The organism is Flavobacterium melibiosi (assembly GCF_048158545.1).
GTDB lineage: Bacteria > Bacteroidota > Bacteroidia > Flavobacteriales > Flavobacteriaceae > Flavobacterium > Flavobacterium melibiosi.
This window is the reverse complement of the sequence record NZ_JBLNKU010000007.1, coordinates 24703-40370: the sequence shown is the minus strand read 5'-3', so window position 1 is coordinate 40370 and position 15668 is coordinate 24703. Positions and strand designations below refer to the sequence as shown.

22 protein-coding genes are annotated in these 15668 nt (G+C 35.5%); 20 read left to right on the top strand and 2 right to left on the bottom strand.

Features of this window, described 5'->3' with window-relative positions; translation table 11 throughout:
* Window positions 1-43 precede the first annotated feature (43 nt).
* From ACM55F_RS10015 to ACM55F_RS09920, 20 genes are all read left to right on the top strand, one after another.
* The gene (locus ACM55F_RS10015) at window positions 44-412 is read left to right on the top strand and encodes a hypothetical protein (RefSeq protein WP_416853660.1); all 369 of its coding nucleotides are present in this window, start codon (window positions 44-46) and stop codon (window positions 410-412) included.
* A 1-nt stretch (window position 413) separates the two neighbouring features.
* Window positions 414-674 carry a hypothetical protein gene (locus tag ACM55F_RS10010; protein WP_416853659.1) on the top strand — a complete coding sequence of 87 codons (261 nt, stop codon included), beginning with the start codon at window positions 414-416 and terminating at the stop codon, window positions 672-674.
* Between the two features lie 22 nt (window positions 675-696).
* Window positions 697-1572: a hypothetical protein gene (locus tag ACM55F_RS10005; protein ID WP_416853658.1), complete on the top strand. Its 876-nt coding sequence runs from the start codon at window positions 697-699 to the stop codon at window positions 1570-1572.
* Complete coding sequence (locus ACM55F_RS10000; RefSeq protein ID WP_416853657.1) at window positions 1565-1756, top strand: hypothetical protein; 192 nt, start codon at window positions 1565-1567, stop codon at window positions 1754-1756. The genes ACM55F_RS10005 and ACM55F_RS10000 overlap by 8 nt, the downstream gene beginning before the upstream one ends.
* Before the next feature lies 1 nt (window position 1757).
* Window positions 1758-2210, top strand: a complete 453-nt coding sequence (locus tag ACM55F_RS09995; RefSeq protein WP_416853656.1) for a hypothetical protein — start codon at window positions 1758-1760, stop codon at window positions 2208-2210.
* Window positions 2211-2226: 16 nt separating this feature from the next.
* Window positions 2227-2661 carry a hypothetical protein gene (locus tag ACM55F_RS09990; protein ID WP_416853655.1) on the top strand — a complete coding sequence of 145 codons (435 nt, stop codon included), beginning with the start codon at window positions 2227-2229 and terminating at the stop codon, window positions 2659-2661.
* 1 nt (window position 2662) lies between these two features.
* Window positions 2663-3238, top strand: a complete 576-nt coding sequence (locus ACM55F_RS09985) for a peptidase associated/transthyretin-like domain-containing protein (RefSeq protein ID WP_416853654.1) — start codon at window positions 2663-2665, stop codon at window positions 3236-3238.
* 117 nt (window positions 3239-3355) lie between these two features.
* Window positions 3356-3907: a hypothetical protein gene (locus tag ACM55F_RS09980; protein WP_416853653.1), complete on the top strand. Its 552-nt coding sequence runs from the start codon at window positions 3356-3358 to the stop codon at window positions 3905-3907.
* Between the two features lie 64 nt (window positions 3908-3971).
* A complete protein-coding gene (locus tag ACM55F_RS09975) occupies window positions 3972-4505 on the top strand; it encodes a hypothetical protein (protein ID WP_416853652.1) in 534 nt (177 codons plus the stop codon).
* 28 nt (window positions 4506-4533) lie between these two features.
* Window positions 4534-5739, top strand: coding sequence for a hypothetical protein (locus tag ACM55F_RS09970; protein ID WP_416853651.1), 1206 nt, complete (start codon window positions 4534-4536; stop codon window positions 5737-5739).
* Between the two features lie 40 nt (window positions 5740-5779).
* Window positions 5780-7789: a hypothetical protein gene (locus ACM55F_RS09965; protein WP_416853650.1), complete on the top strand. Its 2010-nt coding sequence runs from the start codon at window positions 5780-5782 to the stop codon at window positions 7787-7789.
* On the top strand, window positions 7786-8424 hold the full coding sequence (locus ACM55F_RS09960; protein ID WP_416853649.1) for a hypothetical protein: 639 nt from the start codon (window positions 7786-7788) through the stop codon (window positions 8422-8424). The genes ACM55F_RS09965 and ACM55F_RS09960 overlap by 4 nt, the downstream gene beginning before the upstream one ends.
* The gene (locus ACM55F_RS09955) at window positions 8424-8993 is read left to right on the top strand and encodes a hypothetical protein (protein WP_416853648.1); all 570 of its coding nucleotides are present in this window, start codon (window positions 8424-8426) and stop codon (window positions 8991-8993) included. Before ACM55F_RS09960 ends, ACM55F_RS09955 begins: the two co-directional genes overlap by 1 nt.
* A 2-nt stretch (window positions 8994-8995) precedes the next feature.
* Window positions 8996-9205: a hypothetical protein gene (locus ACM55F_RS09950; RefSeq protein ID WP_416853647.1), complete on the top strand. Its 210-nt coding sequence runs from the start codon at window positions 8996-8998 to the stop codon at window positions 9203-9205.
* Complete coding sequence (locus ACM55F_RS09945) at window positions 9202-9750, top strand: hypothetical protein (RefSeq protein ID WP_416853646.1); 549 nt, start codon at window positions 9202-9204, stop codon at window positions 9748-9750. The genes ACM55F_RS09950 and ACM55F_RS09945 overlap by 4 nt, the downstream gene beginning before the upstream one ends.
* Window positions 9751-9777: 27 nt before the next feature.
* Window positions 9778-10416 carry a peptidoglycan-binding domain-containing protein gene (locus ACM55F_RS09940; protein WP_416853645.1) on the top strand — a complete coding sequence of 213 codons (639 nt, stop codon included), beginning with the start codon at window positions 9778-9780 and terminating at the stop codon, window positions 10414-10416.
* Window positions 10417-10418: 2 nt separating this feature from the next.
* Complete coding sequence (locus tag ACM55F_RS09935) at window positions 10419-10886, top strand: hypothetical protein (RefSeq protein ID WP_416853644.1); 468 nt, start codon at window positions 10419-10421, stop codon at window positions 10884-10886.
* A 27-nt stretch (window positions 10887-10913) separates the two neighbouring features.
* Window positions 10914-13862: a zincin-like metallopeptidase domain-containing protein gene (locus ACM55F_RS09930; protein ID WP_416853643.1), complete on the top strand. Its 2949-nt coding sequence runs from the start codon at window positions 10914-10916 to the stop codon at window positions 13860-13862.
* Window positions 13863-13874: 12 nt separating this feature from the next.
* Window positions 13875-14141 carry a hypothetical protein gene (locus ACM55F_RS09925; RefSeq protein WP_416853642.1) on the top strand — a complete coding sequence of 89 codons (267 nt, stop codon included), beginning with the start codon at window positions 13875-13877 and terminating at the stop codon, window positions 14139-14141.
* 257 nt (window positions 14142-14398) lie between these two features.
* Window positions 14399-14566 (top strand): hypothetical protein, encoded by a 168-nt coding sequence (locus ACM55F_RS09920; protein WP_416853641.1) that lies wholly within the window; start codon window positions 14399-14401, stop codon window positions 14564-14566.
* Between the two features lie 267 nt (window positions 14567-14833).
* Here ACM55F_RS09920 and ACM55F_RS09915 read toward each other — a convergent pair whose 3' ends face one another.
* Complete coding sequence (locus ACM55F_RS09915) at window positions 14834-15112, bottom strand: hypothetical protein (protein ID WP_416853640.1); 279 nt, start codon at window positions 15110-15112, stop codon at window positions 14834-14836.
* Between the two features lie 162 nt (window positions 15113-15274).
* Entirely contained in the window at window positions 15275-15571 is a 297-nt protein-coding gene (locus ACM55F_RS09910) for a hypothetical protein (protein ID WP_416853639.1), read from the bottom strand.
* Between the last annotated feature and the right edge of the window lie 97 nt (window positions 15572-15668).

Sequence of the window (15668 nt, the reverse complement as noted above, 5' to 3'; positions counted from 1 at the left end):
GCCTTGTCTAGTTAGGCAAGGCTTTTTTTTTAAAGCAAATCCAATGTACGAAGAAAAAACATACGAGTATGTAACAGCCAATGTTACACTTACCAACGGTACTGTATTAGCTAATGAGCCAATTGTAATTCCGGACGGAAAAGTGGTGGCAATATCGGCAATAGTTGCAGGAGATACTGAAAATAGAATTATCAATTTATCAGTATTAAGTAACGGTAACGAAGTGGTTAGACCTGCTGACGTTCGTTTTTCTCAAAAAACAAACGGCGGAACATTTAGAGACAGTATGCGCCCGGTTAACTTTTTAGGAGGTCGCAGTTTTGAAGCCAGATTAGTGGCATTGTCTTTATCTGCAACGCAAACCGTAACGGTTCAAGTGTTGTTTATGATTGAAAAACTAGATACCAACTAAGATGTTTGTACCCGGAGAATTGATAAACGAAGTGATTACAGCTAATCATGCGAATTATTCATTGAAAGACATGATTAATCCAACGTTTCAAAACGATGGTGAAGCAACTGTTTTTATTGACGGTAGAATAGTAAAAAAAGGAGAAAGTTACGCCATAAACGCACCCAATGTGATTTTGCAAAATGAAATCTCCATCACTTTTGAACCCGATCAAAGCAAGTCTAAAATCCTATACGTAGGATTTGTCAAAACCATATTATAACACTCAAAATCACGCAATAATTATGAGTAACATAGCCAATACTATACAATATCTGAAATCAAAAGACAATCGGTATATAACTATTACAGTCCAAGAAACTAATAAGTCCATTGGAAAAGCTACTATTTATTTAACCGATATTCCTAATGAAGATTTAGAGCAATACATAAAAAATAATTTAGGTCCTATAACTAAACCAACATTAGTTTGGGTTGAAATGCGAAGCAAACAAGGAGCGACTTCTAAAAAGGATCATGCTTGTGCTATTGAAATTTCACCAGTTATTACCCAACAAGAAGTTGTACCGCAACAAGTGAATGCACTTCCTGCAATTCAGCCAATCCAACAACAACAGTATCAAGAACAACCAACCCCATTTTTAGGCAATCCAAACGTGCCTAATGTTTTTGGACTTGGGCTTGCTGATGTAATAGGAATGCAAAGAAAAGCAGATCGCCTGATAGACAAAGAAGAACAATATGCCGAATTGAAAATCGACTTTAAAGAGTTGAAAAAAAATTACGACATACTGGATGTTGAACATCGAGGCACGCTTACAAAACTTTCAACCGCTGAAGCACAAAAAGACATGGCTGTAATGCTGGCAAAAATGGAAAACAAATCTGTTTTTGACAGTCCCGCATTTACCGCTATGATGGATAGAGCGCCCGAGTTGCTTAGTGGTTTTGCTGCTTTAAAATCAGGGGGCGTGGCTCCGGCCATTGCAGGCGCATTAGGTGCGCCAATGACGGAAGGACATCGCCAACTTTTAGAACACATTGCTGAAAGTTTAGACGAAAACCAAGTTAATTTTTTAGGTTCTGTTTGCCGATTCATAAACGATGAAGGATTTACAACTCAATTAAAAACATTAATACAGCAATACGCCCATGTCTAGAACTGAAATAACCGTCATAGCTAGTACCGATATGGAATTAGTGACCAGAAAAACAGCTATCGACGCTGTAAATGATTTATCAACAGATCAGTTAAAAAGAGTGTTGAAAATGGTAAAATCACCAAAAGCATTAGCGTATTTATCCAGTGATATAAAATTCGCATTGCTACAAAAATTTATATAAGATGAAAAAAAAGGTATCAAAATTAGGAAATCCAGTGGCAATTGTTGCGGGTGCAAAAGTGGTTGAAAAAAGTGCTGAAGCTATTCCGTTTTTGATAAAACTTTTTGCCGTGTGCGGACTGGGATATTATATCTACAACAAATATACAGACCGTTTTGTAAAGATAAAAGAGAATTCCTCTTATGCTGCCGCAAATGTGAGTTATGCTCAAGCAAAAGGAAAAGCCGACGCTATTAACGGTTCTATAGGGATTGTAAGCAATGACTTTGACACTGTTTACAAGCAATTAGCAGGCTTAAATTACAACGGGTTTGTACGTGTTTATAATGCCTTTGGACATAAGAAAGGAACGCTATTAGGTGGCGATCTAAATCTTATCGAGTGGTTGCAAAATCAATTTAACAGTTATCAACTGCAACAACTTTCTTTTCTTTTAGGAGGAGCATTTTTTTAATAAAAACAACACTGATATGAGTCCCGAAGAAATAAAAAACTTAAAAACAGGCGTAATAGTACTAGCAGGCCTTGGTTTGCTGTACTTGATTGTTAGCAAAAAGAATGATAATTCAGGTAGTGCGCAAGACCCAACCGGAAACGGCGGGTATATTCCTGTTATTCCCGTTTTTAATGCTCAAAAAGTTTCAACAGCACTTTGGGAAGCCATGAAAGACAGAGGTACGGAGGAAGAAGCGATTTTGGAAGTACTGAAATATGTAAACCAAAATCAATTTGCACAAGTAATTATTGCCTTTGGCAAACTGAACTACAATCCAGTTACAGGAGATCAAGTCAATTATAATCCTTTTGGATCATTAACAAAATACGATTTGAAGTTTTGGTTAAAAGAGGAATTATCAGCGCAGGAATATGCGATTTTAAGAAGTAAATACCCTAATTCGCTATAATATGGAACCAAAAACTTATTTCGGATATCAAGAACCTTTTTTAGATGGTTTTGAAAACCTAGAAACGCAATTTATAAGAACGCTTGTGCCTCTTAATACGGTAAATACGACTTTCGTAAATCCAATTTCAACTCCGATTTTATCCGATAAAATAACAATTTCGACAACCGTTTACGACGAATACAGTAACCCTTTACCAGGGGCTAATATTTGGATTGACGGTAAGTGGATTGCAGAGACTAATGAAAATGGTTCTGTTGTAGTTACCGGAGCCGCAACAAGTATTTCAGCGGTTAAGATTACTCATGTATCTATGAAAGATTACAGTATCAGTGCGGTATTTCTACCTAAAAAAGTAATGATGCAGGTTAATGTTAACGAATTAAACGAAGTTATCATAAAGCCCAAACCAAAAGCAACAACCACTCCTACTGCGACAACTACAGAAGATATTCCTCCAGTAGTTCAACAAGCGGGAATGAGTTGGGTAATGTGGTTGTTGCTTTTAGGCGGTGTGTACAAAGGAATGCAGTATTTCAAGGATTCAAAACCAAAAACGGTTAAAGCTAAAATATAAAAAATTACTCTAGTTAGTATTGTTCATTGCGTGAAGTTGCCCTTGCTACTCATCACGAGTTTGAGTAGCAAAAAGGCAATTTTTTTAAAACCAAATCACCATTAAACCAACCAAACCATGTCATTAATTTACGAAAATAAAGTACCTAGTTCCTATCGCACGGCTTTTATTGCAAAACTGAAAATAGTTGCGGCTAATTTGAAAATTAATCCTAACTGGTTAATGGCAATTATCAATTTTGAGAGTGCAGGAACATTCTCCCCGTCTATCACAAATTCTTTAGGTTATACAGGTCTAATCCAGTTTGGTACTGCTGCTGCAAATCAAATAGGAACTACCACAACTGCATTAAGAGGAATGACAGCCGTACAGCAATTAGATTACGTTGAAAAGTATTATAAATCATGGTACAAAATATTAAAAATTTCTGTTCCTGAGAGTTACGTCGACACGTACCTCATTACATTTTTTCCTGCTGCAGTAAATAAAGGTTTGGACTTTGTAATTAAATCAAACGGAATTTCGGCAGCCGCTTTGGCTAGAGCCAATCCAATTTTTGACATTAATAAAGACAAACAAGTCACAGTTGCCGAAGTACAAAAAATAATGTTGTCACGACTTCCAAGTGAGTGGATGGCTGATTTTCTAAAAAAAAAAGTGTCACAATAGTATTTAGTCTCATGTTCATTTTAGGATCAGTACTACTTATCAAAAACAGAAAAAAAATACAATCATGGCTTTAATATTCGAAACCCAAGTACCTATTGCTTACCGCACGGCTTTTATTGCAAAAGTGAGAAGTGTAGCGGCTAATTTGCAAATCAACCCAAACTGGTTAATGATTATCATGTATTTTGAAAGCGCAAGAACATTTTCGCCTTCAAAATTTTCAGCTACAAAAAACTATGTAGGATTAATTCAATTTGGACACATTGCCGCCAAAGATTTGAAAACATCTGTTCTTAAATTAAGCAAAATGACTGCGGTGCAACAACTGGACTATGTAGAGAAATATTATAAAATGTGGTTTCGCTATTTAAAAATTTCCTTACCTCGCTCGTTTGTCGATTTCTATTTAATTACGCTTTTTCCATCCAAAGTAAATAAAGGACACGATGCGGTAATTGAATCCAAATCTATTCCGGGTAAAGCATTTGCAAAAGCAAACCGAGTCTTTAAACCCAATGCTAACGGCTTAATTACCGTAGGCGAAGTAAACCGGGTTTTGCTTACAAAAATTCCCGCTGAGTGGAGTAGCCTAGTTTAAAAAATATAATTCACAAAAACACAAACAAATGGTAACGATAGGCGTAATAAGAGACCCACTTTTCATAGTTGGCGGTAGCGGTGTTGGTACAGGCGGTAGCGGTAACAATACCCCTATTCCTTATTTGCAATTACGTGTGATAGCAAAAGGAGAACAAGGCGGTATTCCAAACATTGGACAAGACGAATATGTAAAGGAAATAAACGATGTTGTAGAAGGCTATAAAGACGCAAACTTTTACTGGGAAGCGGCAAGATTTAACGGCGGTGACGGAGAAAACAGAAACAATTACACGCCTTTGGTAGAAATTGAACTGGATGAAGCGTATGTCCCTCCGGTTGTTGTTCCACCAGTTGTTGTTCCACCGACTCCGACGATTAATTTTGGATCAGTATCATGCAGGAGTTTAGGCAGTTGCAACGACAATTCAACCTGTGCGGTTAAGTTCCCAATTACAACAAGCAATGCGCCTGCGGGTTCATACATTGAAATGATACAAACAGCATCCACATCAGCAAGTGCAACCTTGAATAATGACAGCGGTGTTTTTTCTATTACCTACCAAGAAACTACAGCCGTTGGCGCAAGCGTCAATTTTACTTTGTATCTAAAAAACAGTTTAGGAGCCACCATTGCAACGAGCGATCAAACAATTACACATCAGTCCTACTGGTCCATGATTGCTAATTGTACCGTAACAACACCGGTAGTAAGTTACTCGTTTGGTTTTTCCAGTCCGGGAAGAAGTTCTTCGAGTTTATCTTGTGCACAAACAGCATTTCCTTTAATGCTTTATGCGGCCGTAAACACACTTGATCTAGGAGTTCAATTGTTTATTAATTCTGACTTGTCCACGCCTGTAGGAAGTGGTAATTTATGGTATCAATACGGTATTGATGGTATATCCTACAGAATAGATAACGGTGGGTTTATAGCCGAAGCGGTTAATTGCGTTGTCGAAACGCCTACTCTTTATAAATCACTTGTTTCATTTGATTATAAAGGCGTTGGTGACATCACATTTAGGTATAAACTACACGGAACAACAGTCTATGCCCAATATACTTTTACAGGCCTTTCAAATTCAGGTGGAATCTATTTCACTTACACGTTAGATGCCGATGTGGGTGATCCTAATTTATGTATAGAATTAGGTAGTTTCGAAAGGGTAAGTGGCAGCATTGTTAATACAAATAATTTCATATACAGTGAAGAATCGTGTGTATTACCATAAAATAATTAAAAATTCCGCAGTAAATTTTAAATAAAACAACATGCCAGGACCAATAACAATTGACAACCGTTTAAAAATAAAAAACCCACCTCAAGACGAAGCTGCGGATCACATATTGATGCGAAATGCTGAAACAAAAGAGGTGAGTTCGTTTCCAAAAGAAGAAGTTTTCGCACCATTTCTTGCGGTGATGGACAATATAAAAACCGAAATAGCGATCACGGCACCGATAGACCCAACGGCGGCTAATTTTGCCGATGTAATTAATGCGCTACCCTCATTTACAATTGACGGTAAAACGATACCTACATTTAAAGCAATCTCTTTAGGAACTGACCCGGTAACCTATTATGTAGAGTTATTAAACATTGGGCGTGGTGATTATGGCATAGGTAATACAGCGTTAACCACTGCCAATATTAAGATCACCTCTTTTGAACCAACGGTAACCGAAATAGAAACTTTATCCACTACTCAAACTATAGATTTAGGTTCCTCTGCCAGTGCTATTGAAACGGTACTAAACGCTAAAACACCTTCAATACTAATTCAGGATCAAAACACAGGTTATACCGTAATAAAACTAACTAATGGCGGTGTAGTAGAGAGTTATTTGTGGTTAGGCGTTACCGGAACGTACGGAGCAGCAGATTTACAAAGCACCGCTGCCGATTTTCAATTACTTTCAAATGTAACTTCCGTTTCTAAAGCTACGAGTGCTAAATTTGGTATCGTTAAAACAGACGTGACCAAGCCTAATCCTACGGTTTATGTAAAAGAAACGGTTGATGATTTATTATCTAATAAAGTAAATAAAGTAACCGGAGAGCGTCTTATTACTGCTGCCGAAATTACGAAACTTTCAGGATTAGGAAGTATTACTACAACTGTTAAACCAATTCTATCAACTGTTTTAGCAACGCAAAATGTAGCGGGATTTGTCACTTATATCAATGTGCTTAACCCAGTTCTTGTGGTTGGAGCAAGTGAAATTGTAAAATATAATACTACGGATACAGGTAGAGTTTTTGAACTAAAATTAAGAGGGCGAAGTTTTGGAGTTGGCCAAGCTGCTATTGTTGCAGCCGATGTTTTGGAAGTTACCGAGTTCTTAAATAAAGACCTAAAACTAAGTAACTACCCAAATACTAGAAATGATGGACAGTTGCCAACTAATAGAGTTTTAAGCACAGATGTAAATGGAAACTTAAAACTATACACCATTGCTATTGCTCCTGCTCCTTGGATTAAAGAATTAATACCCGATTCTTATCTACCATCGACAACAGGGAATATTAGAATATTAGGAGACTTTTTTACTCCTTCTATGTGTGATAGAATACTTAATCCGAATGCAATTATTCTTGGAGGTGTGACTATTAATTATGCAACTTTCGTGACTAGTCAGGAAATATTGGTTAATGCAACAACAGGAAGTGTTGAAGGTGCTTTTTCATGTACATTGGATAATGGACTTTCAACTACTAAGGCGTCTGCTTTATTAATTACTTATGGAACAGTATTTAAACCGACAGCAGCAGAATGGACTGCAGATACTTCGTTTGATATTAGTAAAGAAGGTGAGCTTCATATGGGTATATATGCAACTTATAAATCTGCTACATGGAATAGAGTTTTAGATTATACACAGACTTGGAGAATTCAATTCAAATTAGAAAAAAGCCCTTTAGGTGACCCTATGGGAGCTGGTGTTGCAGGTGGCACTGATGAAAGAAATTTTACTATTATAAAGGCTTCTAATAATACTGAATTATCACAAGTATCTATGTATCAAAATTCAAATTCTTTTAAAACATTTGGTGGTATTATTGGTAGTGGAAGTGCTCAACTTTATCCACATCAACCTGCTTCTTTTTGGGCTACATCAAATCCAATACAAGTTTATGAGTATAGGTATATAGCTGGTACTTTATACTTTTATATTGATGGGGTTATAAAAGCTACAATGCACACTGGAACTGAAAATATGTTATTTAAAATTAAATTAAAAGCTTACGATGTTGTAGGCATAAAATATATTCAATTATGATACAATTAGTAATAGATTATATAGTAGAACAAAGGGGTATTAATCTTAATACCCTTACAGATAAAGATTTTAGCAATTTTAGTTGGTTAAATGAACGTGAACCTGTAACTAATATGAAAGGAGAAAAAGTATCTAAATCATATTATTTTGAAAATAAGAAAGAAGCGATTAGAATTGTATGTCATAAAATCTATGGGGATTATGAGTATAATGATGTTATTTATCCAAATACTTATTTAGGTTGGAAAAAAGATATGCATTGGGTAGATTGGGCAGGAGAGCTTCAAGTTACTAAACCTATGCAACCTTATTACTTTAATTTAGAGCCTGTATTTGTAGGAGATGGAACCGAAACGGTTATTGGTTTTTCAAGCCCAAAAATGCGTAAGTCCATGAAAGAAGAGCGTTATAGTGCGGATGATTATTTGCAATCTAAAAACCCAAATTTATACGCATTACTCTATGGTAGATACACGGCACATTATGAATTTTATTTAAAAACAGGTAAAAAATTCAATCTAGTAACTGCCATCAACGGAGAAACTGATCCTGATATAAACGCAGTTTTTGACAACTTCGTTTTTGGTTACGAGCCAATGACAGTCAGAGAATTAATCTTAATGAATTTACAGTAATGGGATTCCTATTATTCAACATCGCATTAGTGCTGATATTCCTTTTAAGTATCGTGAATTATTGGTACGTAGAGAACAAATCCGGGTATTTTAGGAATACAGCAAAGAACTTGGACATTTTCGCAAATAGGGAATTTAGAGCGTTTTGGAATGCCGTACTTATTGAGCCGGACGGGTACAAATTTGGCAGAGAAGGAGAAACGCTTTCGAGCGCACTGGGACGAAACCAAGTTTTAAATAAACTAAAATCCAAAGGACGCTTTTTGGTTCATGTCCTGGACAAATTAGACAAGAACCATTGCATCAATTCAATAAACGACAATTTAAAAACCCCAATACCCATGAGTAAACTAAACGAACCTACGCCAGTAATCAACACCGTTTTTTGGAAAATAGGATCATTTGTTTATGGATTAATCATTTTACTAAATGAAAATTCAGGAATGTTATCCGGTTTAGGACTTAGCACATTAACAGAAAGCTACATTAAAATTTTTGGTGCAGTGGCGTATTTCCTGTTTACTTATTTCAATTTTAATCAGAGTACGTACTCGCCTAAAAAGCCGTAATTATGAAATTATTAGCCGAAATCATAGACTTTAAAATAACCTTCTTATACTCCTTTATGTTATTATTTTTCAATTTTGTGGACATGGAAAAGAGTTTAAAACTACTTACAGCATTGATATTCGTTGGGTACAACTTGCACAGATGGTACATCATGCACCAAGCCGACAAAAGAGAAAAAGCAAAGCACAAACCAAGAAACCGCCGATCATGAAAACAGCCCTAGCCTATTTCTTTTCGTTGCTTGTGATTTTGCTTTTTTCCTCACTTTTTTTAGTGAGTTGCAAGTCAAAACAACCATTGGAAACCAAAACAGAAACCACAGCAATAAATTATGACAGCATTAATAAATTGCAGATCATAACCGTAAACAGGGAAATTATCGACAGTTTAAAAATTGTCATTGGACGCATTTACACCGATAAAAAAGAGTGTGATTCCGTTTGCCAAATAGCAGTTGATCGTTTACTCGCACAGCTGAACACAAAAAAAACATCGGGAGATAATTCCTTTGGTGCTTTTTACGACAAGAAAGACAAAAGCTTGAATTTTAATGCCCGAGTGGGTGCGACAAAAAGCGACAGTTCCAGTTTTACAAAAATCATTTACAGAACTAAAACTGTTTATTCACATACAGACATTCCAGTAAACCGACCTATTCCAAAATGGCAATTGATATTGATGATAATAGGAGCTGGAACAATCGGTTTTTTTATTCTTAAATTAATATTATTTTTCCGAACCAAAATACCAGTTTAACCATATCACCATTAAACCAACCACAAAATGAGCCAACCAACTAAAGAACCCAGTAAAAACAACGATAAAAACACAGCTATTTATGTAGGCGTAGCCCTACTGTTAGGCGGTGGTTATCTTTATTTTAATTCAAAAAACAAAAAACCATTAACTACTGACGCTCCGCTAACGGATATAAACGCTGTAGTTGATCCAGCCACGAAACCCATTGCGTTGTATTTAACCAAAGTGTTGAGCATAGGTTCAAAAGGGCTTGAAGTAGAAAGATTGCAAGCCTTAATGAAAATTTCCGCAGATGGTTTCTTTGGAGCACAAACCGAAGCGATGTTGTACAGATTGAAAGGAGTAAAAGAAATTTCACTCGATCAATACGCAAAAATACCAACCATCAACAGAAACGTACTTCCAAACGGAACTAAAGTAATGGTCTCAAACAAAGCAGGTGCAAACATTTATGAAACCATCAAAAAAGCCGATGGAACGTATTATAGCACTGGAAAAGTAGCTAAAACCATACCGTACGGACAAGCTGTAGGCGTGATACGTTCGCAAAGTGCTGACGGTAATGCGTACACTGTTTTTTATAATGATTTTTGGAATGGTGATTTATGGACCGGACAAACAATAGGTTTTGTGAGTGCCGCTAACATTGAAAAATATACGTAATCATGGAAGGAAAAACAATTTTAAAAGTACTGGGAGGAGCGGCGGTTGTATCGACGCTTTTCGCCTTCAAGAAAAAAAACGATTTTTCTAAAGTCATTGAACAAATGACAATGGATATTCGTAATGTTCGAAAAATGCGCCTAAGCAACGGTAAATTATATTTGGATATCGACATAGGATTTCACAACCCTACCACCTATGATATGAATATATTTACTGCGGGTATGATAAAAGTTAAACAAATAAAGTTGATGTATAAAGGCGTTCTGATTGGAAATGCATTTTCAAGCAAAACAGAATTTGAACTCCCTGCAAAAAGTAATTATTTAGTTACAGATATTCAAGTAGAATTGTTATTTTTGAATATTGTTGACCAATTCCTTAAAGGTGGCCTAGATACAAATGTGGATAATTACCAAATTCACACTATTGTAGAGGCACTCGGAAAAACTTGGGTAGTTGAGCAATAATAAAAATCACCATTAAACCAACCAACCATGTCATTAATAAACCAATTCAATGGTTTAGGTGGCGCGATAACCAGTCGTGAAAGCCTGAACCAAATTCGAATCCAAGCCATCCAAGAAGGCAATACCGAAATTGCTTCCCGAATTGCTAATTTACTTCTTGCTTATCCTGAAGCTTCAATATTTGAACTGGAAAACGACGATTACATAATTGAACCCGTTCCTTCCAGTTTCTTGCATGGATTAGATTACGAAGCCATTACAGACGAACCGCAAGGATTAGGCAAAGTTTCCCCTACCGAAGTATATGACATGATTACCGCTAAAATCGTAAAAATGATTGAAGCAGCAAACTCCCGTGATTACAAGAAAACTTGGGAAGCAAAGGAATACGGGACCGGCTACACGATTCCTTTTAATTTTGCATCTAAAAAAAGATACCGAGGTGTAAATGTGCTGATGCTTACAGAACTAGAACCGCTTGAAAATCCTTTCTTCCTGACTTTTAAACAGATCAAGGATTTGAAAGGGAAAGTAAAAAAAGGCGCAAAAGGGTTTGAAGTGGTGTATTTTACCAAAATTTGGAAAGCCGAAGACCGACCAAAAAACCTGAAATTTTCTTCCTACGATAAAACCAAAGTAGAAAGTTTTGCGACTGAAAACGGAATACAAAATGATTTAGGCGTAATCCCAATGCTTAAATATTATCACGTTTACAACGGAAAAGATATTGAAGGAATTGATTTTGGTTTAGACAAATTCAAAATTGGTTTTATCGATCTTGAAAAACCCGCTGACGAAGCGAACCGCATGCCAATTCCCGAAGCAATCCTTAAAAACTATCCAAAGCCACAGCCAACGCTTAAATTTGGTGGAAACCGTGCGTTTTATAGTCCAGGCAGAGACTTAATTCAAATGCCGTATTTATCAGATTTTGACACGGTGCAGGATTATTACAGAACGTTATTACATGAATATTCCCATAGTACAGGCGCATCCAAAAGATTAAGCCGTGATTTTACAGGAAGTCAAGGCTCTAAAAAATATGCGTTTGAAGAATTGGTTGCCGAACTAGGCGCAATCTTCCTAAGTGCTGAAGCCGGGATAGTGTGGCACAACAATAAAAATCATGCCGCCTATTTGAAAGGTTGGAATTCTGTTTTAACGCAAATAAAAGACGATAATAAATTTATCATGAAAGCCGGTACTGCTGCACAAAAAGTAGCAGATTTTGTATTGCAATTTGACGAAAAAGGCGATCCGTTGTATTTTGAGGATTTAAAGAAAGCTGAAGTGAAAAAGCCAATTGAAAAGCCAGTTGCTAAAAAACAAGATCTTTCTTTTAATTCCGTGAAAAAAGGCGAAGCAACCGAATTTTTACAAAATGAAATAAAAATTGCCACAGTCAATAAACACGGTGTAATTACGTGGCATAAAAAAGGGCTTCCGACTGCTTTGCGAAACAAAATAAGAAAAGCAATTATAAGTGAGCCTGATACTAAAAAAACAAAAGAACGCACTATAGTTGCTTACGCCGTAGTTGACAACATAACAGCGGAAATAGTTGCTACCAAAATAACTTTACCCGAAATAATAAAATTTATTTCAGAAAACTATAACCCAAAATTCCATAATTTACAGCCATTGGTTTATGAGGTTGAAAATATTAACGGCAAAAACAAATTGACGAATAAAATTGACGTTAGTAAATATTTTAGTGCCGTTAAACCAAACGACAAAAAAAAGACCAAAGAACCGGTTAAAAAAGGGATTGTAAAAACAAAAAAAACAGTAAAGAAAGCGGTTGTAGGTAAACCGAACGAACAGAAAAAGACCAATAACCCTGAACCATTTGCCATAAAACCCGAAAGTACCGCAGTTCAAAAAGCGGTAAACGATATTGTTGCATTACCAAAATATCAAGGAATTAAGGCGCAACAAGCCCAAATTTTATATAAAAATTTCAAGGACGAAAAATGGAATCAGGAAGAGTTTGACGAATTCTATATTGAAAAAACAATTACAAGTGGCTACGAACAAAGTCGAATGAATAAAGAAACTATTTTTCATTCTTATTTTGACGGTACGCTATCAATTACCGAAGCGGGTTTTGAATTGGTTACGGCTATAAAAAACCGTTTGGAAAGTTTGCACAATCAAAACGGAAACTATGCTTTGTTTGAAGGCTTGAAAGTGCCAATTATAAAGAATAACGATACGGGTTTTACAAACGGAATTCCAACGGAATTAATAGAGGTGTTTTCAAATCCTGAAACTCCAGGAGTTGACGATAATGAAACTAAACCAACCAAAAACAAACTGATGCAAATGCATTTTGAGAGTTTGCCAATGGGTGACGGTTGGGAAAACTTTATGCAGAACCCCGCCAAAAACATGAAAATTGCAATTTGGGGACCGCCTAAAAACGGAAAAACCGCAGGTGCTTTGCAATTTGCCAATTATTTAACCAAGTTTGGAAACGTATTGTACAATTTTGCGGATCAGGGTTTCAATTTATCCACACAAGAACTTTGGAAAAATTCAGGTTTAGCGGATAACTCAAAAGCCGAACCAAGTGATTCAAACACTTTGGTAGATTTAGAAAAAGAAATCGCTACAGGAAAATACACTTTTGTTTTTATAGACATGATCTCAGATTATATCCGTAAAGAGAAAATCTCGCCTGATGAATTTAAAACAAGATTCATACAAAAATACCCAAACGTATCTTTCATATTGATTTTTGAAGTTACCAAAGGCGGGAATTTCAAAGGCGATCAAGGTTGGACGCACGTTGTAGATGCCATTGTAACCGTCGAAAACTTCCTGATGGAAAATAGAGGGCGTTACGGTATGGGTTATCACATTGTTTGGGAAGAAGGTTTTAAGCGTTTCGCTCCAAAACGTTATGAAGAAATTGCAGAATTCTTGGAGCCGGAGGAAGAATTAGAATTCACGGATGAAGTAGAGAGAATTTAAAAAATTAAATATATGAAAGCTTTAAAAACTGAAAAAACTTCGCACGGTGTTGTTATAAAAACATATCCCGGAACAGTACAAACCAATAAAATAAAGACAGGTGAATACACTTTAACCATAAAAGGAGTTGGTTATCCTGCAATTTTCAAAACTGAAGAAGCTGCACTTTTTGCTTCGAAAATCAAGTATGAAATTTTAAGAGATATTTTTAAAACATTTGATAGAAAATACTTAGATATTAAATTATTAAAAGAAGTCTATCGATTTTCGAAAAAATAAATCACCATTAAACCAAACCAATCATGTTAACAGCAATTTGCATTTCGTTATTTGTGTTCTTTCTTATAGTAGAAATAATACTTATTGCGTTTTTAAGAAAAATATATTTTTCATTAAAACTAATAGCATACAATCTGCCTGACGCTGATTACAATCAATTATCAGAAATATATTTGCGAAAAATACTTTGTATTTTAAAAGGCAAGAAACTCAAAAAAATTAAATTCTTAAAAAACAACCATTAAACCAAACCAATCATGGCAACAAAAAGAGTATCAAAGAAAGAAGGAACTACAGCGTGCGGAACGCATTTAAAAAAAGGGTTCAAATACGTAAAAGGCGGTGGAGTCGTAAAAGTTACGGCTGCTAAGAAACCAGTAAAAAAGAAAGTAGTTGCAAAAAAGAAGCTTGCAAAAAAGAAATAATTCACTTATAAGTGAATTTTAAACCACTCAATGAGTGGTTTTTTTATTATCTAAAACCAAAACGAATTACTCCTTCATTTGTAAATTCTTGCATAAATGCTTCGTGCGGTATTTCCTTTTTTCTTTTCTCCCAATTTTTCAAATGCCAGGAGCGAACTTTGTCAATAGGATAATTTAAAGTAAGCTTTAAATTAGAATCCAAAATAAAATAAAAAAAACCGTCTCATACTGAGACGGTTTTTTTTATTAATCTTTTATGAAAGAGCATTAAGCCTTACCTAGTGACGAGGGTAAGTTATCATGCATATCTTCGTATCTTGTAACGTGATTTATTTTTTTAAGTTCTTCAATAACTTTTTTGAAGCCATCATTAACAGCGCCTTCAACAGCTCCTAAATTACCTTTTGCATTACCTTTTAAGTCTGAAATTCTATTGTCTATAGAATCAAGACGTGCTAAAATTAGTTCAAAACCATCGGTTAATTTATCTCCAATGTTTTCTACTTTACTTTCTAATGCTATAATCTTTTGTTCAAGATTGTCCATTGAATGAGTTATTGATTGTTTTTGCAAATATAGAAACTTTTGTTGCTCTTAAACAACAGATTTTGACTATCTAATGCAGCAATAAAATAGCTAAAATCTATCAATATTATGTAATCATTTAAAATAATTTGGCGCAAACTAATAGATAGTTGCCTTTTTTAATTATGATCTAAAACCAAAACGAATTACTTCTTCATTTGTAAAATCTTCTACAAAGGATTCGTGCGGTATTTCCTTTTTTCTTTTCTCCCAATTTTTCAAATGCCAGGAGCGAACTTTGTCAACAGGAAAATTTAAGTAAGCCGTTTTACAATTGTGTTTCCAGTCTAACCCAATAGCAAAAGCACAGTAGGTCCTATATTCTTGTGTAGGGTCGTATTGTTGTACAGAAGGACAGTCGAGCATTTGTAAATAACGAAATAAGGCTTCGATTTTTATTAAAGTATCGTTTGAAATCAACTTATAGGTTTGTTTTTATATGATGGAAAGTGTAGGTTTTCCGTAACCAGTCTGAACCAGTCTGAAAATCCTGTATTCAGGAAAATATAAAAAAGGT